This window comes from Pseudomonas sp. TE50-2, assembly GCF_040813665.1.
Taxonomy (GTDB): Bacteria; Pseudomonadota; Gammaproteobacteria; order Pseudomonadales; family Pseudomonadaceae; genus Aquipseudomonas; species Aquipseudomonas soli.
This window is the reverse complement of the sequence record NZ_JBFNXN010000001.1, coordinates 148,704-168,216: the sequence shown is the minus strand read 5'-3', so window position 1 is coordinate 168,216 and position 19,513 is coordinate 148,704. Positions and strand designations below refer to the sequence as shown.

The following is a 19,513-nucleotide window of genomic DNA, read 5'->3' as shown; positions in this document are numbered from 1 at the left end:
CCGGCAGATCATGCGGCGCCGTGTCAGGCGGGCAAATGCACTTTCAGCAAGATGGCTGGTATTTTTGCCAAGGGGTTACAGCTGCGAGCAGTTGCCCATCTGGCGGTAGTCGACTTCGCGGGTCTGGCCCTGGTGGTCGACGTAGACCATGTGCGCGGTGCCGACCTGGCAATCGGCGTCGTTGCTGGCCGGAGTGATCGAAATGACTTTGGCGATGTCCAGCGGCATGCCGTATTCGTAGGTGCTGGGGCTGTTGTCGGCGAAAGCGCCGAACGAGGCAAGGGTGGCGCTGAGGGCTAGCAGGGCAATCGAACGTTTCATGACAGGTACCTCATTTATTGCGGATAGCTAATGATCCATTCATTTGTGTTTCACAATAAATGGGCTATCCCGTGATAGATTCCTGCCTTTCATGTATGAATGAGAGTTCCTGCCCATGGACATGCTGCATGCGATGCGAACCTTCGCCCGGGTAGTGGAGTGCGGCAGTTTCGCCGGGGCGGCCCAGGCCCTGGATATTTCCGCCGCGCAGGTGTCGCGGATCGTCGCCGAGCTCGAGAACCAGCTGCAGACCCGCCTGCTGCATCGCACCACTCGGCGCCTGCGCATGAGCGAGGCGGGCGAGCGCTTTCTCGAGCGCACCCGGCAGATCATGCTGCTCACCGAGGAGGCGGTGGACGAGGCCCGCGGCGCCCACCTCACGCCCCGTGGCCGCCTGCGTTTCCACTGCACCCATGGCCTGGGGCTGTTGATGATGCCGCTGGTGGCGCGCTATAACGCGACCTGCCCGGAAGTGGTGATGGAACTGACCCTGTCGCAGCGCAACCCCGACCCGCTGGCCGAGGGGCATGACGTGGTGATCACCATCGGCCAGGGCCTGCCGGACTCGCAACTGATCGCCATCCCGCTGGGCAGCATCCACAGCATCCTGTGCGCCTCCCCGGATTACCTTGCCCGCCACGGCGTACCCGAGCGCCCCGAGGATTTGCACGGGCACGTCTGCCTGCGCACCGTCGACCCGCTGTTCGAGGAGGACTGGTCGTTCGAAGGCCACCCCGACAATTGCGTGATCGTGCCCCAGGACACTTTCCTCACCAACGTCGCGGACGCCATGCTCAAGGCCACCGAGCTGGGCATGGGGGTCGGCCTGCTGCCGTACTACTCGGCGAGTCAGGCCATGCAGGAGGGGCGCCTGTGCCGCTTGCTGGCGCCGCATCGGCTGCGCCAGCGCGAGATCTATGCGATCTATCCGTCACGGCATTACCTGGACGCCAAGGTGCGCACCTGGCTGGACTTTCTCAAGGAGCAGCTGCCGCTGTTGTTCGCCGAGCACCAGCGCGTGGTGGACGAGCCCCGATACTGGCGGTGAAGGCCCGCGCTTCGCGGGTCACCGGCTGTCCTGATCTTCGGCGCTGCCACCAGAGGCCCCGGCGCCGCTGCCGGTGGCTTCTCCGGTACTGTTGGAGCCGCCAGCGGCACCGTCGGCGGCGTCAGAGTCGGTACCGGTGTCACTGCTGTCGTTATCCTTGCCACCGGGGCTGTTGACGCTGCTGCCTTCACCGGCGGTCTTGCCTTGCTCGGAAGTGTGCTCTTTGTGCGTGCCGCTGCCGTTCATGTCGGTGGCCGCGAGGGTGAGGGTGGCGGTGCTGCCCAGCATCAGGGCCAGCAGCAAGGCGAGGGGACGTGGATTGACCATGATGAATCTCCTGTCGGATGACTGTCATGGTTGGGCTATCACGGCAGCGCCTAGGTGCCCGTCAAGCGACGGGCGGTCCTTGGCGTCAAGCGTCAGTGGGCATCAGGACGAGGCGCCTGTTGGCCGGGCATGGCATCCATCGCTTCCAGCGTCGGATGCTCCTGCGCCGCGTGCATCAGGTCTTCGGTCACCCGCAGTTCCGCGCCGGTTGGCGAGAAGGTCGCCGTGGGTGCGAAGGGTGCTGGATGTTCAGGTGCCGGCCGCTTGCCGCGACGCCACAAGAAGAACCCGACCATGACCAGGTTGATCACGGCAAAGGCCCAGAACAGCCCGACTTCGCCGTAGGCGGTCATCATCGGCGAAATGGCCAGCGGGGCCATGGCCGAGCCCAGCGAGTTGATCAGCAGCAGCCCCTGGATCATCGGCACCAGCGCGTCGGCCGGGGCGCGGTCGGCGGCGCTGCTGACGGCCACCGGGTACAGCGCGAACACGCCGCCGCCGAGCAGGAACAGCAGCGCCGGCAGCAGCACGGTGTCGGCTGGCAGCAGCACGATCAATACCGACAGCACGGTACACAGGGCGGCCAGGGCGATCAGCACGTCCTGGCGATCCTTGCGGTCGGACCAGCGCCCGACCGGGTACTGCAGCAGCATGGCGCCGAGGATCACCCAGGCCATCATGTCGCCGGTCTCGCCGACGTCCAGGCCGATGCGTTGCAGGTACAGCGGCAGCAAGGCATAGATGCCGGCGATGGCGACCCCCGAGCCGAAGCAGCCGACCAGCCCGGTCGGCGCTACGCCCAGCAGTTGCCGGGGCTTGAGCGGCTCGACCTGATCCAGCAGTGGCGATACCCGTGGCAGGATCACGATCGGCAGCACCGACAGCGTGGCGAGCATGCCGGCGACCATGAATGGCGCGGTCTCGCCCCAGCCAGTGACCTCGCCCAAGGCGGCCTGGGCGATCACCCCGGCACCGTAGAAGGCGATCATGTACAGCGCCAGCAGACGCCCGCGGATCTTTGCGTCACCGGCCAGCAGCAGCCAGCTCTCGATAACCAGAAACACGCCGACCGCCGCCCAGCCGTTGATCAGCCGCAGCACGAACCACCACGTGGTGTCGTAGAACAGGCCTTGCAGCAGGATGGTCGCGCCGATCAAGGCGGCGAAGCTGCTATAGGCGCGGATATGGCCGATGCGCAGGATCAGCCGGTCGTTGAAGATCGCGCCAAGGGTCAGGCCGATGAAGTAGGCCGAGGACACCACGCCGATCATGGTCGCCGATTCGCCGGCGGCGCCCAGGCGCAGGGTGGTCAGGGAAGACAGCACGCCATTGCCCAGGGCAATGATGAACAGGCCGAGCAGGGGTGCCAGCGCCATCGCCAGCAAACGCACAGACATAGTTACCTCAAGGTTGAAAAGAGCTCAAAAGCACCTTTTCGGCTGCACGTTCCGGACAGCGACGTACAGTGCGGCCTGGGCGGGATGCGAGCTTGGCAAGAGTCAACCGCAGGGCCTGTTGGGTGAAGGCCGGGCGGGGCGGTTGAGCCTGTGGCACATGCGCGATGTGTGAGGCACGGGCGCGATCTTTGCGGGGGCTTGCCACCGGTTGGGGCGACGGGCGAAAAGGAGGCGGGATTTTAAGGCCTGTACAGGATTTGCCAAGAGGGAAAAGGCTGCGACGAGAGGCCGCAGGGGTCAGGCCGTTTTACGCGCGACCAGCAGCAGGGATTGCGGCACCTGGCTCTGCGGATGTTGTGGCTCCTGCAGTTCGACGAGGTTGAAGCCCGCCAGCTCCAGCGCCTTCAGCCAGCTGCCGAGGGTGCGGAAGTACCATGGCATCGGGCGCCAGTCGCCGGTGAACCCGACGAATGACTCCTCGCGCCAGCCATCCTGGTAGTTGCCGGCGGCTGCCGTCCAGGGGTGCAGGGTCTGGATCAGCAGCGTGCCGTCGGGCCGCAGCAGATCCCGCATGGTAGTGAGCAGGGGAATGATGTCCTGCTGCAGCAGGGCGAAGTTGGCGCAGATCAGCTCATGATCGTGGCCGATGCCCGGCACGCCTGCGATCACTTGTTCATAGCTGGCCAGGTGGACCTGCGCCGAACCCGCTTCGCGTGCGGCAGCGACCAGGGTCGCATCGCCATCCACCCCGACCGCATCGATGCCCCTTGCGGCCAGGGCACGGAGCAGCCAACCCTCGCCGCAGCCCAGATCCAGCACCCGACCGGGCTGGCGGCCGAGCACGGCCAGGAGTATCGCCTGATCGGTGACCTGGCGGCGGGACTCGATGGCGCCGGAGCGTACGGCTTCGATCCAGGCCTGGGCGTTGTGCTGCCAGCTGTCCAGCAATAGGTCGGTAACCATGGTAATGCTCGGGGTCTAGTGTGGCTGTAGCATAGGTCAGTCTTGTGCGCGTGCCCCTTTGCTCTGCACACTGGCGCCTCTGGGAAGGAGCATGGCATGGCACTTGCGAAAGCGGATTTCACCACGCGCCTGCTGGTTGACGCGGGTATCGGCCCCGGCATGCGCGTGCTCGATGTCGGTTGCGGCAGTGGCGAGGTGAGCTGGCTGCTGGCCGGCCTGGTAGGCGACGACGGCGCGGTGGTGGGTATCGACCGGGCGGCTGGGGCCCTGGAGATCGCGCGTCAGCGTGAAAGCCGCAAAGGGGCGGCGGTACCTGAGTTCGTGGCTGCCGAACTGTGTGCGTTGCCCGCGACCCTAGGGTTGTTCGACGCCATCGTCGGGCGGCGGGTACTTATGTACCAGGCGGACCCGGTGAAGGCGTTGCGCGCGTTGGCCAGGCCCCTGTTGCCTGGCGGGCTGATGATCTTCCAGGAGCACGATGGCAGCCTGGCCCCGGCCAGCCAGGCGTCATTCCCGTTGCACCTAAAGGTCCAGCAATGGTTGCGGCGCATGCTTGCCCATGAGGGTGCCGACCTGCAGATCGGCTTTAACCTGCACCGTGTATTCAGCGAGGCGGGGCTGATGGTCGAGGACCTGCGGGCCGAGTGCCTGGTGCAGACGCCCGACAATGCCTATCCGCTGGGGGAGATCATCCGCGCATGTCTGCCGCGGATCATCGCCCATGGCGTGGCCACAGCGCGCCAGGTGGGCATCGACACGCTGCAGGCGCGGTTGGATGCCGAGCGTCGACAGTCGCAGGATATCTACATCGGCGATGTCGCCTTCGGTATTTGCGCGCGCAAGCGGTGAGTCATGTAGTTAGCTTGCGTGAGGTGTCAGAGGTGTTAAATTAGTTTGCTGGCAGCAGCAGTTTCAATATTAAAGCGTCAAACAAAAAAGCTTGTACTTCTTGCTCTTGCTCTGCTTTTGCTTCTAAGCGCGCGATAGTTCAAGCGACACAAATTGCGACTTCAGGAGGCCGAACGGAGGTCTTGCGGAGGGAGGTGACGGGCATGGATGCCCGTCAAGCGCTGCGCCCCAGGATGGGGCGTTCAGCGCGGTCCTCCCGGGAGCAAGGCCGGAGTGAGGGGACCCCGGAGCGAAGCGTAGGGGCCGGATGAATGGAGCGAGGATTTTTTGGTTCCTTTTTGATCCTTCAAAAAGGGACCCGCCGTAAGGGCGGAAAGGTGATTATGCGTCACCATCGCAACTGAATGCGCATATAACTTTCAAAACACTCGCTGTATAAGTCAAAGTCAAAGTCAAATGCGATTGGTGTGGGTTTTCACAGTTGTAAGCGCATTCATTTGCTATAATGACGCATAGTCACCTTTTCGCCATTACGGCGAGTCACTTTTTGTCAAACGCGACAAAAAGTAACCAAAAAACGCTGCGCTCCATTCATCCGGCCCTCCGCTTCGCTCCGGGTTCCCTCACTCCGGCCTTGCTCCCGGGAGGACCGCGCTGAACGCCCCATCCTGGGGCGCAGCGCTTGACGGGCATCCATGCCCGTCACCTCCCTCCGCAAGGCCTGCGTTCGGCCTCCTGAAGTCGCGAAGTTACGGGCGGCGCCTGGGCTGACTCAGCTGTCGCTAGCGGGCTTCGGGGATAGACTTCTGATCAGCAACAGCAACAGCAACAGCAACAGCAACAGCAACAGCAACAGCAACAGCAACAGCAACAGCAACAGCAACAGCAACAGCAACAGCAACAGCAACAGCAACAGCAACAGCAACAGCAACAGCAACAGCGCTTGCAGGACTTAACCCGACCTATTGCGCGATGCCAGAAGCACCAATCGTTCAGGCCGTGGCTTGCATCCGCGCAATGATTTCCCACAACCGCGGATCGTCATAGTCTTCGATCACCAACCGCGCTCCGGCTTCCAGCAGTCGTTCGGCCGGCTGGGTAGTGGCCAGGCCCACGGTGAAGATGCCTGCATCGACAGCTGCCTTGACGCCAGGCAGCGAGTCCTCGAAGGCGAGCGCCTGGCCGGCCTGGGCCTGCAGGCACTGCAGCCCGGTGAGGTAGGGCAGGGGATCGGGCTTGGGCCGTGCCAGCTCATCGGCGACCAGGACATGAGCGAAACGCTCGCCAAGGCCCATGGCCCCGAGCATGTGCTCGGCGTTCAGGCGCGGCGCGTTGGTCACCACGCACATGCCGATGCCGTGCCGCTCGGCATGTGCCAGCAGGCGCAGCAGGCCGGGCATGGGTGTCAGGGTTGGCGACAGTTCGCGGAACAACGCCTCCTTGCGCTCGGCCAGGGCCTGACGGTGGGCGGCATCAGCCTGGGGGAACAGCTCGGCGAACAGCAGGCCGTTGGAGCGGCCGCTGACCTGGGTGTTGAATTGCTCCTGGGTCAGCTCGCGGCCATCGTGGTCGTGCAGCAGTTGGCGGAAGGCTTGCAAGTGCAGGGTGTCGGTATCGGTGAGGGTCCCATCGAGATCGAACAGCAGGGCGGTCAGCATCGGGCATCCTTAAGGGGGAGAAACCATTCAGCAGCATCTTATGCCATCAGCATTGGAAAGTGCAGTTGGCCGGTTCTTTCGCGTTTTCGGCACAAGGCTCACAGGCGCGGGGCTGCCGAGCAAACGCTCCAGCCCCAAGAGACCCTGAACGGTTACTATCGGCTGCCAGGCATCCACTGCACGGAGCACTCACCCCATGCCTTTCGTCACCACCCGCAAGATCCTGTTCGGCGATTGCGACCCCGCCGGGATCGTCTACACACCGCGTATCAGTTACTTCGTCATCGAGGCTATCCATGAGTTTCTTTCCCACCAGTTGGGCGGCGAAGGCCTGCGCAAGCTGTTCGCCATGGGCGTCATGCCGCCGGCACGGGCATTGTCCATCGAGTTCCTGGCGCCGATGGCCTGGGACGACCTGATCCGCGTGCACGTCAGCAGCGGGCCGCTCGGCCGCACATCGTTCAGTTTCGCTGTGGAAGGGGTCGGAGCCAGTGGCGAGGCATGTTTCCGCGCCAGCATGACCCAGGTATGCGTCTGCCCCGAGAGCAAACAGCCGGTTGCGCTACCTGAAGCGCTGCGCGAGGCACTGTGCAACGACTAAGGCGAATCGCGCGAATATATTTTTCAGTAACGGACAAACGTTTCAGCATCAAACGGATATAAAGTCCAAACGTGACTGGTTATTCAGTTGCGTTTTTCCCTTCAAATGAGGTTGTGGCCACTGGTTGCTTCTGGAGAAAGCTGTTAGCTTTCGCCCCGCTCCGGAATTAACAAGCAGGCCTGCAACGCGCCGCTTGCGGTCACCCGAAAAAACAACGGGTGATCGAGCAGGGAACGATAATAAAAATCCTAGGGAGGGATAACCGGATGAATCTCTACATCCGTCTGTTGCTGGCTGTTCTGCGCGGTTTCTTCAAGCCGCCGATGGCCCTGACCGACACGCTGCAGCGAACGCTGCGGGTCTGGCCGAACGATATAGACATCAATAAACACATGAACAACGGCCGTTACATGACGATTACCGATCTGTTCATGCTGGAACTTTGCCTGCGCGCGAAAATCCTCATTCCCGCCTTCAAGTTGGGTTGGAAGCCCATGCTCGGCGGTAATCTGGTCGTCTATAAAAAGCAACTTTCCATGTTCGAGCAGTACACCGCCGAGTTCAGCATCTGCTGTCTCGACGAAAACTGGACCTACTTCCAGTACACCTTCTTCAACCGTGCCGGTGAAGTGGTGGTGACGGGTTATTCCAAGGGCGCCTGGGTCGGTCGCAAAGGCCTGGTCGCCAACGCAGTGATCGCCGAAAAGCTCAAGGTCGAACCCACTACCGCGCCGATGCCCGAAGCCATCAGGAAATGGCTGGAGGCTGAGGCCCACGTGCTCGGCAAGGCCTGAGCCAGGCCGCGTCGCGGCCCACTTGGCAAACACCACACCCACGTAATCCGTCCATTGCTCCACGGCACCGGGCCTCTGGCCTGGCGCCACGCGCGGCAGGCTTTGCCGTGCCCGCCATTCGCGCCTGCCCCACGTCGATCCATGAATGAGTAGGGAAACACCTCATGCCGAACACCTTGTTGTTGATGCTGGTTCTTTTCGCGGTCTTTCTACTGGTCGCCGAGCTGTTCAGGCGCTACCGCCTGGTGGGCCTGACCTTCTTCGTGCTGTCGCTGCCGGCGTTGCTGGTGCCGAACGCCAACCTGTTCATGCGCATCAAGACCATCAGCGTGCTGCTGCCCATGTGCTTCCTGGCTTACGCCAGGTACAGGCCGAAAATCGAAGGTTTCATCTACAAGCTCATCTACCTGGTGATCGTGCTCAACATCATCGAAGCCTCGGTGATCGACTGGCAAACCGGCAACGTCCTCAATATCGTCGCCGCCGTGGGCCTGATCCTGTGCCTGCCGTACTCGCGCCAGCACTGGGAGATCTCTGGCCGTCATCAGGATTTCGTGGTGCGCGTCCCTGCCTACTGGCCCTACCTGTACACCACCTGGAACCTGTGCTTCCTGTACTCGGCGCGGATCACCACCTTCGGCTACGCACTGCCGCTGTTGCTGGCGCCGGTGGCCTACGCCTTGCTCCTGCGCCGCTCCGACCTGTACTTCCAGGCCCGCGCCTACACCTTCGGCTTCTACCTGTTCGTGCGCACCATCGCCGGCGACACCCCGCTGATGAACCTGCCGGCCTTCGACCTGACGACCTGGTACAGCCCTGACGCCGCGCTCGCCTGGAGCGTGGTCAACGTGATTTTCACAGGCGCCTGCCTGTACAGCTACGGCGCAAGCCGCAAGAAGAACAAAGCGATCGAACAAGGAGTGTGAAGCATGTTGGAAGTTATCCTGCTGGCGTTTTTCATCACCGCCAGCCCGGTGATCCTGTTGATGAGCAAGACCCGCGCCGAGCCATTGAAGCATGTGTACATCGGCCTGTATTACGTAAAGTTCGTACCGTTGCTGCTGTCGTTGTACGCGATCAACCTCAGCGCCAGCTTCCTGGCCTGGAAGTGGGTGCAGCTGAAATGGCTGCTGCCTCGCTACTTCGGCTATCGCCACTACAACCGCGACTCCATCTCGATGGAGAGCACGGCGATCCCGGGCACTGACTACCACATGGGCTACATCCCCAAGAAACTGCCCGCCGAACTGGTCTATCGCTGGAGAAAAGACAAGGTCTACCACAACTACATCCAGTCGATCATCAAGGCCAACCGCGACTACTACAAAGTACCGCTGGGCCAGTTCCCGCAACCGACGGCGATTTCCGACGAGGACCTGAAAGTCTTCCTGATGTCGTCGCAGATCACCCACTACCTGCAGACGGTCGATGGCGTGTCGACCTTCGACATGCGTGATTTCACCCGTGAGATCCGCCTGTCCAGTTCGGTGTTCGACGTGGCCAGCATCTCCATTGCCCAGGACTTCGCCACCGACAGCATGCGCATCACCCTGCGCGACGGCTTCAGCGTCGGCCCGGGCGAGCCGCACTGGGACCTGGCCAAGGTGTACTTCATGTCGAACACCATGGTGTTCTTCATCCTCGGCGCGCACCTGCACCACCACCTGTTCTTTGCCGAAATGGGCGCGGCGTTCCTGTTCAACCTGGTGCCCAAGGATTCCAACTTCCACAAACTGATGGACCCGCACACCGCCTATATCCTGATGCTCAACCACCAGTTCAAGGAATCGCCGCTGTCACTGCGCGAAACCACCGGCATTGCCGACAAGTTCCTCTACAGCTGCATCGGCTACTACTCGGCGCAGACCTTCTACAAGGTCGGCTATGAAAACGCCCTGAACATGTACAACAAGCGCGACACCGAAGACCAGGCGCTGACCCAGAAATTCGAGATCAAGTTCGCCATCCCGTTCGACCAGTACCTCAATGGCCAGCACGCACTGAACGCCCAGTACCGCGACTACTACGCAGCGGTGCTGAAGTTCGTCACGGCCAGTTACGACGACCTGCTGCGCGACGGCTCCGAGCCCTACATCAACAACTGGGTCGCCGAGCTGTGCCGCTATGTCAACCTGCCGTGCCAGGCCAATGACAAGGCCTTCAACATCGAAGTGATCGCCACCTATATCTGGTACGTGTCGTTCGTCCACTCCCTGGAGCACTACCAGTTCCACAAGTACAAGATGAACTACTGCCTGCTGACCCGGCTGCCGTTCGCGGTCGCCAAGCACTTGCCAGCGGAACAGGTGTTCAGCCAGTACGACATCTGGAAGTCCAAGCACATCGTGCACACCTTCGGCAAGAACCACCTCAATGCCGGTGTCTCGGAAAGCTATGCCGACCTGGACTACAAGTTCCGCGACCTGCCGCTGATCGACAAGCAGGCGCAACTGAAGAAGGACGTACTCGCGCTACTGGAGAAACACCAGACGCCAAACGAGGCGATCGCCTTGTCCATTCGCTACTGAGCCTGGGCGAGGAGGGCCGCCGACGAAGGGGTCTGTTCAGTTTTCGCGGAAAGGAGTACAAATGTGCTCCATGGACAATTTATCCCCCAAACGCCGCGCCATCCTCGAATTCATCCGCGAGCGCATCACCGATCAAGGCCAGCCGCCGTCGCTGGCCGACATCGCCGAGCGCTTCGGTTTCGCTTCGCGCAGCGTGGCGCGCAAGCACATCACCGCCCTGAGCCAGGGCGGCTTCATCGACGTCACGCCCAACCAGGCGCGGGGTATCCGCCTGGCCGAGCCGTTGCGTCGGCCCGAGATCCTCGAAGTGCCGGTGCTCGGTCAGGTCGCCGCCGGTGCGCCGATCGGGCCCGACCTCGATATCCACGAGCAGTTGCTGCTCGACCCCAGCCTGTTCCGGCGTACCCCCGACTACCTGCTCAAGGTGCGCGGCGACTCGATGGTCGACGACGGCATCTTCGACGGTGACCTGGTCGGCATTCGCCAGCAGGGCGAGGCCCGCGACGGGCAGATCGTGGTCGCCCGGCTCGACGGCGAGGTGACCATCAAGCGCCTGCAGCGCACCCGCGACGGCTATCGCCTGCTGCCGCGCAACCCGGCCTATGCCCCCATCGACGTCAGTCCCGAGCGCGAGTTCTTCATTGAAGGCGTGTTCTGCGGCTTGCTGAGGCGTGACTGATGGGCGCGGTGGTCGAACTCGACCGGCTGCTCGACCAGCGCCAGGTATGGCGTGGGCTGCAGGCCCAGGCGCGCCCGCAGGGCCTGCAGCCCACCGGGCATGCCGCCCTCGATGGTCGGCTGCCGGAAGGCGGCTGGCCGGCGGCGTCGCTCAGCGAGCTGCTGCTGGCCAGCCCCGGCTGCGGTGAGTTGCAGTTGCTCTGGCCCACGGTTGCCCGGCTGAGTGGGGAAGGGCAGCGGGTGGTGCTGGTGGCGCCGCCGTTCATCCCTTATGCACCGGCCTGGCAGGCTGCCGGGGTCGACCTGCGCTGGCTGGTGCAGGTCGAGGCCGAGGCTGGCGATGCCCTGTGGGCGGCCGAGCAGTGCCTGCGCTCGGGCAGTTGCGCCGCGGTGTTGTGCTGGCCGGAGCGTGCCGATGATCGGGCGCTGCGGCGTTTGCAAGTGGCCGCGGAAACCGGCAACGCGCTGGCGTTCGCCTGTCGCCCGCGGCAGGCCGCGCTGAACCCATCGCCCGCCGCCCTGCGCATCGCCCTCGACCTGCGCCCGGCACAGTGGCGCGTGCTCAAGTGCCGGGGCGGCTTGCCGCCTGCCGCACCCATCGCCTGCCCAGGGCAGGGGTGATGCATCATGCTCTGGGCCTGCATCCTGTTACCCCAGCTGGCGCTGGACACTGCCCTGCGCGAACGCGACGACCCCGAGGCGCCGCTGGTGCTGCTCGGCGGGCCGCCCCAGCGCCGCGTGCTGCGGGCGGTCAACCCGGCGGCCAGTGCGCTGGGCCTGCGCGCCGGCCAGGCCTTGACCGCCGCCCGCGCCCTGGCCGACGGTTTCACCTGCGTCGAGGTCGAGCCGGCGCGTATCGAGCAATTGCAGCAGCTTCTCGCGGCCTGGGCCTACCGTTTCAGTGCCCAGGTCAGCCTGCATTATCCCCGTGCACTGTTGCTTGAGGTGGGCTCGAGCCTGCAACTGTTCGGCCCATGGCCGTCGTTCGAGGCGCGCCTGCGCCAGGAACTGGCGGCACTCGGCTTGCGCCAGCGCATCGTGCTGGCCAGCAACCCGGTGGCGGCGAGAATGCTCGCCAACGGCCATGATGGCCTGGCGCTGAGCTGCCCGCAGGCGACCCGCGCCGCCTTGCTCGACATGCCCGTCGAGCGTGTCGGCCTGCCCAGTGAGGCAGCCGAAGCCTTCGCCCGCATGGGCCTGCGCCGCCTCGGGCAGGTGCTGGCGTTGCCCCGGGATGCCCTGGCCAGGCGTTTCAGCGCCCAGGTGCAGTTGCACCTGGACCAACTGCTTGGCCTGCGTAGTCTGGGGCTGGATTTCTACCAGCCGCCCGACCGTTTCGAAGCGCGGCTGGAGCTGAACTTCGACGTCGAGTCGCACCAGGCGCTGCTGTTCCCCCTGCGTCGTCTTATCCACGACCTGGCAGCGTTCCTCGCCGGGCGTGACTGTGGCGTGCAGCGGTTCGAGTTGCACCTGGAGCATGCCGAAGGCGCCGACACCGTGCTCAAGGTCGGCCTGCTGGCCGCCGAGCGCGACGCCTCGCTGTTGTTCGAGCTTGCCCGTGGCCGCTTGGAGCCGCTGCGCATACCGGCGCCGGTGCGCAACCTGCGGCTGCTGGCCGCCGACCTGCCACCGTTCGTGCCCCAGCACCAGGCGCTGTTCGACCCGCGTGCGCAGCAGGCCCAGCCTTGGGACCAACTGCGCGAGCGCCTGCGCGCGCGGCTGGGCGATGACGCGGTCAAGGGCTTGCGCGCCGAGGCCGATCATCGCCCCGAGTGTGCCTGGCAAGGGGTGGAGCAGGGTGGGCAGGGCCATTTGGTGATTGCCCCTGGTCGGCGCCCCGGCTGGTTGCTGCCGGTGCCTCAGGCGTTGTCCGAGACCGGCCTGCAACTGCTCGGGCAGGCCGAGCGCATCGAGTCCGGCTGGTGGGACGGTGGTGATGTGCGGCGCGACTACTACCGCATCGAAACCCGTGATGGCCTACGCGGCTGGGCCTTCCGCGACCTCGCGGCCCCGGGGCCGTTGTGGCTGCAAGGCTGGTTCGCATGAGCGCCCCCGGCTACGCCGAGCTGCACTGCCTGTCGAACTTCAGCTTCCAGCGTGGCGCCTCCAGTGCCGACGAGCTGTTCCGCCGCGCCCGCGAGCAGGGTTACCAGGCCCTGGCGATCACCGACGAATGCACCCTGGCGGGCATCGTCCGGGCCTGGCAGGCGGCAAAGCAGCATCAGGTGCGGTTGATCGTCGGCAGCGAGGTGCGGGTGCACCAGGGACCGAAGCTGATCCTGCTGGCACAGGACCTTGCCGGCTACCAGAGCCTCTGCGCCTTGATCACCCGCGCCCGGCGGCGTTCGCAGAAGGGCAGCTATCAGTTGCTCGTCGAGGACCTCGAAGCCCATCACCAGGGCTTGCTGGCGCTGTGGGTGGCCGAGCCGGACGACAGCGCCGGGGCCTGGCTGCAGCCCCTGTTCGCCGGGCGCCTGTGGCTGGCGCTGCACCTGCACCGCGGGGCCGACGACGCCCAGCGCCTGGCCTACCTGCGCGCGCTAGGGGCGCGGCACGATATTCCGCTGGTGGCCTGCGGCGATGTGCACATGCACGTGCGCGGACGGCGGGCGCTGCAGGACTGCATGACCGCCATCCGCGAACATTGCGCGGTTGCTGAGGCGGGGCGGTACCTGTTCGCCAATGGCGAGCGTCACCTGAGGTCGCTCGAGCAGTTGCGCGAGCTGTACCCCGACGATCTGCTCGCGCAGGCCACACAGGTCGCGGCGCGCTGCACGTTCGACCTGTCGCAGTTGCAATACCGATACCCGCGAGAGCTGGTGCCCGAGGGGCAGACCCCGGCCAGCTGGCTGCGCGAGCTGTGCCGGCAGGGGTTGCCCGAGCGCTGGCCCCAGGGGCCGAGCGACAAGGTGCGCACGGTGCTGGAGCAGGAGCTGGCGCTGATCGAGGAACTGGGCTACGAGAGCTACTTCCTCACCGTCCACGACATCGTCGCCTTCGCCCGCCGCCAGCGCATCCTCTGCCAGGGGCGCGGCTCGGCGGCCAACTCGGTGGTGTGTTTCGTCCTCGGCATCACCGAGCTCGACCCGATGGAACACCGCCTGCTGTTCGAACGCTTCCTTTCCCGCGAGCGCAACGAGCCGCCGGACATCGACGTGGATTTCGAGCATGAGCGCCGCGAAGAGGTGATCCAGTACGTGTTCCAGCGCTACGGCCGGCACCGGGCGGCGCTCACCGCGGTGGTCAGCAGCTACCACGCCGCCGGCGCGGTGCGCGATGTGGCGCGGGTGCTAGGCCTGCCGGCCGACCAGGTGGATGCCCTGGCCAAGTGCTGCGGGCGCTGGAGCGACCGCATCCCGGATGCCGCTCGCCTGGCCGAGGCCGGGTTCGATGCGCACAGCCCGTCGCTGCGGCGCATCCTGGTGCTGGCGGGGGAGCTGATCGGCTTTCCCCGGCACCTGTCGCAACACCCGGGGGGCTTCGTCATCTCCGAACAGCCGCTGGACCAGCTGGTGCCGGTGGAGAACGCGGCGATGGCCGAGCGCACGGTGATCCAGTGGGACAAGGACGACCTGGACATGGTCGGCCTGCTCAAGGTCGACGTGCTGGCGCTGGGCATGCTCAGCGCGCTGCGCCGCTGCTTCGACCTGATCGCCCGGCACCGGGGGCGCGAGTACACCCTGGCCACCCTGCCCAAGGAAGACCCGGCCACCTACGCCATGATCGGCCGCGCCGAGACCATGGGCGTGTTCCAGATCGAGTCGCGGGCGCAGATGGCCATGCTGCCCCGGCTCAAGCCGGTGAAGTTCTACGACCTGGTGATCGAGGTGGCCATCGTCCGTCCGGGGCCGATCCAGGGCGACATGGTTCATCCATATCTGCGCCGCAGGTTGAAGCAGGAGCCGGTCACCTACCCATCGGAAAAGCTCAAGGCCGTCTTCGAGCGCACCCTGGGCGTGCCGCTGTTCCAGGAGCAGGTGATGGAGCTGGCCATGGTCGCCGCTGACTACAGCCCCGGCGAGGCCGACCAGTTGCGCCGCAGCATGGCCGCCTGGAAGCGCCATGGCGGCCTGGAGCCGCACCGCGAGCGTCTGATCGCGGGCATGCTGCGCAATGGCTACGAGCTGGCCTTTGCCGAGCGCATCTTCGAACAGATCAAGGGCTTTGGCAGCTACGGCTTCCCCGAGTCCCACGCCGCCAGCTTTGCCCTTTTGTGCTACGCCAGCAGCTGGCTCAAGTGCCATGAGCCGGCGATCTTCACCTGCGCGCTGGTCAACAGCTGGCCAATGGGCTTCTACACCCCCGACCAGTTGCTGCAGGAGGCGCGCCGCCAGGGCATCGAGGTGCGCCCGGTGGATGTATTCCACAGCGCGTGGGATTGCACCCTGGAGGCACTGGGCGAGAACGAACTGTCCATCCGCCTGGGCCTGCGCCAGATCCGCGGCTTCAACGAGGACGATGCCCGGCGCCTGGAGCAGGCGAGGGCGCAGCGCCCCTGGCGGGATGTCGAGGACCTGTGCCTGCGCGTCGGGCTCGATGGCCGGGCCCGGGCGCGCCTGGCCGACGCCGGGGCATTGCGCGGGCTGGCCGGCGACCGCCACCAGGCGCGCTGGCAGGTGGCGGCGGTGCAGGCGCAACTGCCATTGTTCGCCGAGGTTGAATCGACGCTCGAACAGGCTGTGGCCTTGCCTGCACCAAGCATTGCCGAAGACCTGGCCGCCGACTACGACACCCTGGGCACCACCCTCGGGCCGCATCCCCTGACCCTGTTGCGGACACGCTTGCGCGCGCAGGGGTGTCGCAGTTCAAGGGAGCTGGCAGGGGTCGAGCATGGCGACAACATCGCCGTCGCCGGCATCGTGGTCGGGCGCCAGCGACCACAGACCGCCAGTGGCGTGACCTTCGTCACCCTCGAGGACGAGCATGGCATGGTCAACGTGGTGGTCTGGCGCGACCTGGCCGAGCGCCAACGGCGCGAACTGGTAGGTTCGAAGTTGCTCAAGGTGAGCGGGCGGCTGGAGCAGGAGAGCGGGGTGCGGCACCTGATCGCCCGGCGCCTGGAAGACATCAGCCCATTGTTGCAGGGGCTGGATGTGCGCAGCCGGGACTTTCATTAAGCCTCAGACCATCGCCAGTCGCTGCTTGCGTGTCGGAGCCGGGAACGCCTGCTCGATGGCTTGCAGGTCTTCTTCGGCAAGCACCAGGTCGGCCGCCGCCGCATTCAAGCGCACATGCTGCGGATCCACCGCCTTGGGAATCGCGATCACCCCATCATTGCGCGTGACCCAGGCCAGGCTCACCTGGGCCGGCGTGGCGCCATGGCGCTCGGCGATCTGCGCCATCACCGGGTGACGCAGCAAGCGTCCGGCCTGGGCCAACGGGCAGTAGGCCATGGTCGGCAAACCCTGCTCGCGGCTCCATGGCAGCAGGTCGAACTCGATGCCACGCTCGGCCGGGTTGTACAGCACCTGGTTGGTGGCGCAGGCGCTGTTATCCAGTTCGCGCAGGTCGTCGAGGTCGAAATTGGACACGCCCCAGCGGCGAATCTTGCCCTGCTCGATCAGCCGCTCGAAGGCCTCCACCGTCTCGTCCAGCGGGTACTGGCCGCGCCAGTGCAGCAGGTACAAGTCGATGCAGTCGGTGCCCAGGCGCTGGAGGCTGCGCTCGCAGGCGGCCGGCACACCGCGTCGGCTGGCATTGTGCGGATAGACCTTGCTGACCAGGAATACCTGGTCGCGACGCCCGGCAATGGCCTGGCCGACCACCTGTTCGGCGCCGCCTTCGGCGTACATCTCAGCAGTGTCGATCAAGCTCAGGCCCAGGTCGATGCCTTGTTGCAGGGCCGCCACCTCGGCGGCCCTGCGGCCCGGGTCTTCGCCCATGTACCAGGTGCCCTGGCCGATGGCCGGAACGCGGGAGCCCGCCAGATTCACGTAACGCATGTCACCTCCTGTGGATGGGTATGGGTCAGCAGCACATCGAGCAGCGCCTCGGCGGCCTTGGACAGCTTGTGATCGCCCAGGGCGATCACGCCGATGCGCCGCTCCACGGTGGGCTCGATCAGCGGCACACAACGAGCGCCGAGCTCCTGCATCTGCTCGATGCACAGCGCCGGCACCGCGCTGACTCCCAGGCCACTGGCGACCATGCGGCCGATGGTCGACAGCTGATGGCTCTCGAAGGCCACCGCCAGCTTGCCATGGTTGGCGGCCAGGTGCTGTTCGAGCAGCAGGCGCACCGCCGATGGCCGCTGCAGGGCGATGAAGTCCTCGGCCAGCAGTTCCTGCCAACGCACCTGGGGCTGCTGGGCAAGGGGCGAGTCGGCCGGCACCACGGCGACGAAGCGGTCCATGTACAGCGGGTGGAAGCGCAGCGCCTCGCTGCTTTCCGGCTCGAAGCCGATGCCCAGTTCGACGCGGCGATGACGCACCAGTTCCAGCACCTGCTCGTTGATCACGTCGTGCACGGTGACATTGACCTTGGGGTAGCGCTGGCGAAACACCTTCAGCGACCGTGGCAGCAGGTTGCCGGCGAAGGCCGGCATTGCCGCCACCGACACCCGCCCCAGTTGCAGGGTGAAGCGCTGGCGCAGCATTTCCTCGGTATCGTCCCAGTCGGCGAGCAGGCGCCTGGCCAGGGGCAGCAGCACCTCGCCCTCGGGGGTCAGGCTGACGCTGCGGGTGGTGCGGGTGAGCAGGGCGCCGCCGAGGTTGTCCTCCAGGGCCTTGATGGTCAGGCTCAAGGCCGGTTGCGACACGTGCAGGTGCTCACCGGCCTGGGCGAAGCTCTGGTACTTGGCCACGGTGACGAAGGCCCGCAGCTGCTTGACGTTCATGAGGGGCTGACCCTTTGTTTTGGAAAAGTTATCAATCGATGACGAAAACAAAATTAACAAATCAGTCGACTACAGTGAAGATGACCGTACGGTTCCAACAACTACAAAAGGCGACTGAGCATGGCCGGACTGGACAAGCGTGTAGCAACTTACGAAGAGGCCCTGGCGGGCCTGACCGACGACATGACCGTGCTGGCCGGCGGCTTTGGCCTGTGCGGCATCCCCGAGAACCTCATCGCTGAAATCAAGCGCCGTGGCGTCAAGGGCCTGACCGTGGTCTCCAACAACTGCGGCGTCGATGGCTTTGGCCTCGGCGTGCTGCTCGAGGACCGGCAGATCCGCAAGATGATCGCCTCCTACGTCGGCGAGAACGCCGAGTTCGAGCGCCAGCTGCTCAGCGGCGAACTGGAAGTGGAGCTCACCCCGCAAGGCACCCTGGCCGAGAAGATGCGCGCCGGCGGCGCCGGCATCCCGGCCTTCTTCACCGCCACCGGCTACGGCACCCCGGTCGCCGAAGGCAAAGAAGTACGCGAATTCAACGGCCGCAAGTACATCCTTGAAGAATCCATCACCGGCGACTTCGCCATCGTCAAAGGCTGGAAGGCCGACCACTACGGCAACGTGGTGTACCGCAACACCGCGCAGAACTTCAACCCGCTGGCCGCCACCGCCGGCAAGATCACCGTGGTCGAGGTCGAAGAGATCGTCGAGCCCGGCGTGCTGCTGCCCAGCGAGATCCACACCCCGGGCATCTATGTCGACCGGGTCATCGTCGGCACCTTCGAGAAGCGCATCGAAAAGCGCACCGTCAAGGCCTGAGCGCCGCCCTCAAGAACAACAAAGAGATCCTGACCATGGCATTGACCCGCGAACAAATGGCGCAACGCGTCGCCCGTGAACTCAAGGACGGCTACTACGTCAACCTCGGCATCGGCATCCCCACCCTGGTGGCCAACTACGTGCCCGACGGCATGGAAGTGATGCTGCAGTCGGAGAACGGCCTGCTGGGCATGGGCGAGTTCCCCACCGAAGCCACCATCGACGCCGACATGATCAACGCCGGCAAGCAGACCGTCACCGCCCGCCGTGGCGCGTCGATCTTCGATTCGGCGCAGTCCTTCGCCATGATCCGTGGCGGCCATGTCGACCTCACCGTGCTCGGAGCCTTCGAGGTGGACGTGCAGGGCAACATCGCCTCGTGGATGATCCCCGGCAAGCTGGTCAAGGGCATGGGCGGCGCCATGGACCTGGTGGCCGGCGCCGACAACATCATCGTCACCATGACCCATGCCTCCAAGGACGGCGAGTCCAAGCTGCTGCCCAAGTGCAGCCTGCCGCTGACCGGTGCCGGCTGCATCCGCAAGGTGCTGACCGACCTGGCCTACCTGGAGATCGAAAACGGCGCCTTCATCCTGCGCGAGACCGCGCCGGGCGTGAGTGTCGAGGAAATCGTCGCGAAGACCGCCGGCAAGCTGATCGTGCCGGACGATGTCAAGGAAATGACCTTCTAAGCA

20 protein-coding genes are annotated in these 19,513 nt (G+C 64.9%); 12 read left to right on the top strand and 8 right to left on the bottom strand.

From position 1 onward, the window contains the following. Positions 1–75: 75 nt before the first annotated feature. Positions 76–321, bottom strand: a complete 246-nt coding sequence (locus AAHK21_RS00695; RefSeq protein WP_046855760.1) for a DUF2790 domain-containing protein — start codon at positions 319–321, stop codon at positions 76–78. Between the two features lie 115 nt (positions 322–436). Between AAHK21_RS00695 and AAHK21_RS00690 the strand changes: the two genes are divergently transcribed. After that, positions 437–1,369: a LysR family transcriptional regulator gene (locus AAHK21_RS00690; protein WP_046855759.1), complete on the top strand. Its 933-nt coding sequence runs from the start codon at positions 437–439 to the stop codon at positions 1,367–1,369. A gap of 18 nt (positions 1,370–1,387) precedes the next feature. On the opposite strand, the gene AAHK21_RS00685 is transcribed toward AAHK21_RS00690, so the two are convergent. The 3 genes from AAHK21_RS00685 to AAHK21_RS00675 form a co-directional block, all read right to left on the bottom strand. Further along, positions 1,388–1,696 (bottom strand): hypothetical protein, encoded by a 309-nt coding sequence (locus AAHK21_RS00685; protein ID WP_367856027.1) that lies wholly within the window; start codon positions 1,694–1,696, stop codon positions 1,388–1,390. A 92-nt stretch (positions 1,697–1,788) separates the two neighbouring features. Then, the gene (locus tag AAHK21_RS00680; RefSeq protein WP_367856026.1) at positions 1,789–3,093 is read right to left on the bottom strand and encodes an MFS transporter; all 1,305 of its coding nucleotides are present in this window, start codon (positions 3,091–3,093) and stop codon (positions 1,789–1,791) included. A 297-nt stretch (positions 3,094–3,390) separates the two neighbouring features. Next, positions 3,391–4,056: a class I SAM-dependent methyltransferase gene (locus tag AAHK21_RS00675; RefSeq protein ID WP_367856025.1), complete on the bottom strand. Its 666-nt coding sequence runs from the start codon at positions 4,054–4,056 to the stop codon at positions 3,391–3,393. Between the two features lie 96 nt (positions 4,057–4,152). On the opposite strand from AAHK21_RS00675, the gene AAHK21_RS00670 reads away from it, so the two are divergent. Continuing rightward, entirely contained in the window at positions 4,153–4,905 is a 753-nt protein-coding gene (locus AAHK21_RS00670; RefSeq protein ID WP_367856024.1) for a methyltransferase domain-containing protein, read from the top strand. 772 nt (positions 4,906–5,677) lie between these two features. Here the strand turns inward: AAHK21_RS00670 and AAHK21_RS00665 are convergent. After that, positions 5,678–5,842, bottom strand: a complete 165-nt coding sequence (locus AAHK21_RS00665; RefSeq protein WP_367856023.1) for a hypothetical protein — start codon at positions 5,840–5,842, stop codon at positions 5,678–5,680. Positions 5,843–5,897: 55 nt separating this feature from the next. Continuing rightward, positions 5,898–6,563 (bottom strand): HAD family hydrolase, encoded by a 666-nt coding sequence (locus tag AAHK21_RS00660; protein ID WP_367856022.1) that lies wholly within the window; start codon positions 6,561–6,563, stop codon positions 5,898–5,900. A gap of 196 nt (positions 6,564–6,759) precedes the next feature. Here AAHK21_RS00660 and AAHK21_RS00655 point away from each other — a divergent pair, with 196 nt between their 5' ends. The 8 genes from AAHK21_RS00655 (at position 6,760) to AAHK21_RS00620 (ending at position 16,281) form a co-directional block, all read left to right on the top strand. Beyond that, entirely contained in the window at positions 6,760–7,164 is a 405-nt protein-coding gene (locus AAHK21_RS00655; RefSeq protein ID WP_367856021.1) for an acyl-CoA thioesterase, read from the top strand. A 266-nt stretch (positions 7,165–7,430) separates the two neighbouring features. Further along, positions 7,431–7,958, top strand: a complete 528-nt coding sequence (locus tag AAHK21_RS00650; protein ID WP_367856020.1) for a thioesterase family protein — start codon at positions 7,431–7,433, stop codon at positions 7,956–7,958. A gap of 164 nt (positions 7,959–8,122) precedes the next feature. Further along, positions 8,123–8,884 carry a hypothetical protein gene (locus tag AAHK21_RS00645; protein ID WP_367856019.1) on the top strand — a complete coding sequence of 254 codons (762 nt, stop codon included), beginning with the start codon at positions 8,123–8,125 and terminating at the stop codon, positions 8,882–8,884. Positions 8,885–8,887: 3 nt separating this feature from the next. Beyond that, complete coding sequence (locus AAHK21_RS00640) at positions 8,888–10,486, top strand: hypothetical protein (RefSeq protein WP_367856018.1); 1,599 nt, start codon at positions 8,888–8,890, stop codon at positions 10,484–10,486. A 61-nt stretch (positions 10,487–10,547) separates the two neighbouring features. Next, positions 10,548–11,165 carry a transcriptional repressor LexA gene (gene lexA, locus AAHK21_RS00635; protein WP_217869498.1) on the top strand — a complete coding sequence of 206 codons (618 nt, stop codon included), beginning with the start codon at positions 10,548–10,550 and terminating at the stop codon, positions 11,163–11,165. Beyond that, positions 11,165–11,785 (top strand): translesion DNA synthesis-associated protein ImuA, encoded by a 621-nt coding sequence (imuA, locus tag AAHK21_RS00630; RefSeq protein WP_367856017.1) that lies wholly within the window; start codon positions 11,165–11,167, stop codon positions 11,783–11,785. The genes lexA and imuA overlap by 1 nt, the downstream gene beginning before the upstream one ends. A gap of 6 nt (positions 11,786–11,791) precedes the next feature. Then, a complete protein-coding gene (locus tag AAHK21_RS00625) occupies positions 11,792–13,210 on the top strand; it encodes a DNA polymerase Y family protein (protein ID WP_367856016.1) in 1,419 nt (472 codons plus the stop codon). Then, positions 13,207–16,281 carry an error-prone DNA polymerase gene (locus AAHK21_RS00620; RefSeq protein WP_367856015.1) on the top strand — a complete coding sequence of 1,025 codons (3,075 nt, stop codon included), beginning with the start codon at positions 13,207–13,209 and terminating at the stop codon, positions 16,279–16,281. The genes AAHK21_RS00625 and AAHK21_RS00620 overlap by 4 nt, the downstream gene beginning before the upstream one ends. A 3-nt stretch (positions 16,282–16,284) precedes the next feature. Here the strand turns inward: AAHK21_RS00620 and AAHK21_RS00615 are convergent, their stop codons facing one another. Together AAHK21_RS00615 and AAHK21_RS00610 are read right to left on the bottom strand one after the other, a co-directional pair. After that, a complete protein-coding gene (locus AAHK21_RS00615) occupies positions 16,285–17,106 on the bottom strand; it encodes an aldo/keto reductase (protein ID WP_102685416.1) in 822 nt (273 codons plus the stop codon). Next, positions 17,094–17,999 carry a LysR family transcriptional regulator gene (locus AAHK21_RS00610; protein ID WP_367856014.1) on the bottom strand — a complete coding sequence of 302 codons (906 nt, stop codon included), beginning with the start codon at positions 17,997–17,999 and terminating at the stop codon, positions 17,094–17,096. The genes AAHK21_RS00615 and AAHK21_RS00610 overlap by 13 nt, the downstream gene beginning before the upstream one ends. Positions 18,000–18,119: 120 nt before the next feature. Here AAHK21_RS00610 and AAHK21_RS00605 point away from each other — a divergent pair, with 120 nt between their 5' ends. Further along, on the top strand, positions 18,120–18,818 hold the full coding sequence (locus AAHK21_RS00605; protein ID WP_023632552.1) for a CoA transferase subunit A: 699 nt from the start codon (positions 18,120–18,122) through the stop codon (positions 18,816–18,818). Between the two features lie 35 nt (positions 18,819–18,853). After that, positions 18,854–19,510, top strand: a complete 657-nt coding sequence (locus AAHK21_RS00600; protein ID WP_367856013.1) for a CoA transferase subunit B — start codon at positions 18,854–18,856, stop codon at positions 19,508–19,510. Positions 19,511–19,513 lie beyond the last annotated feature (3 nt).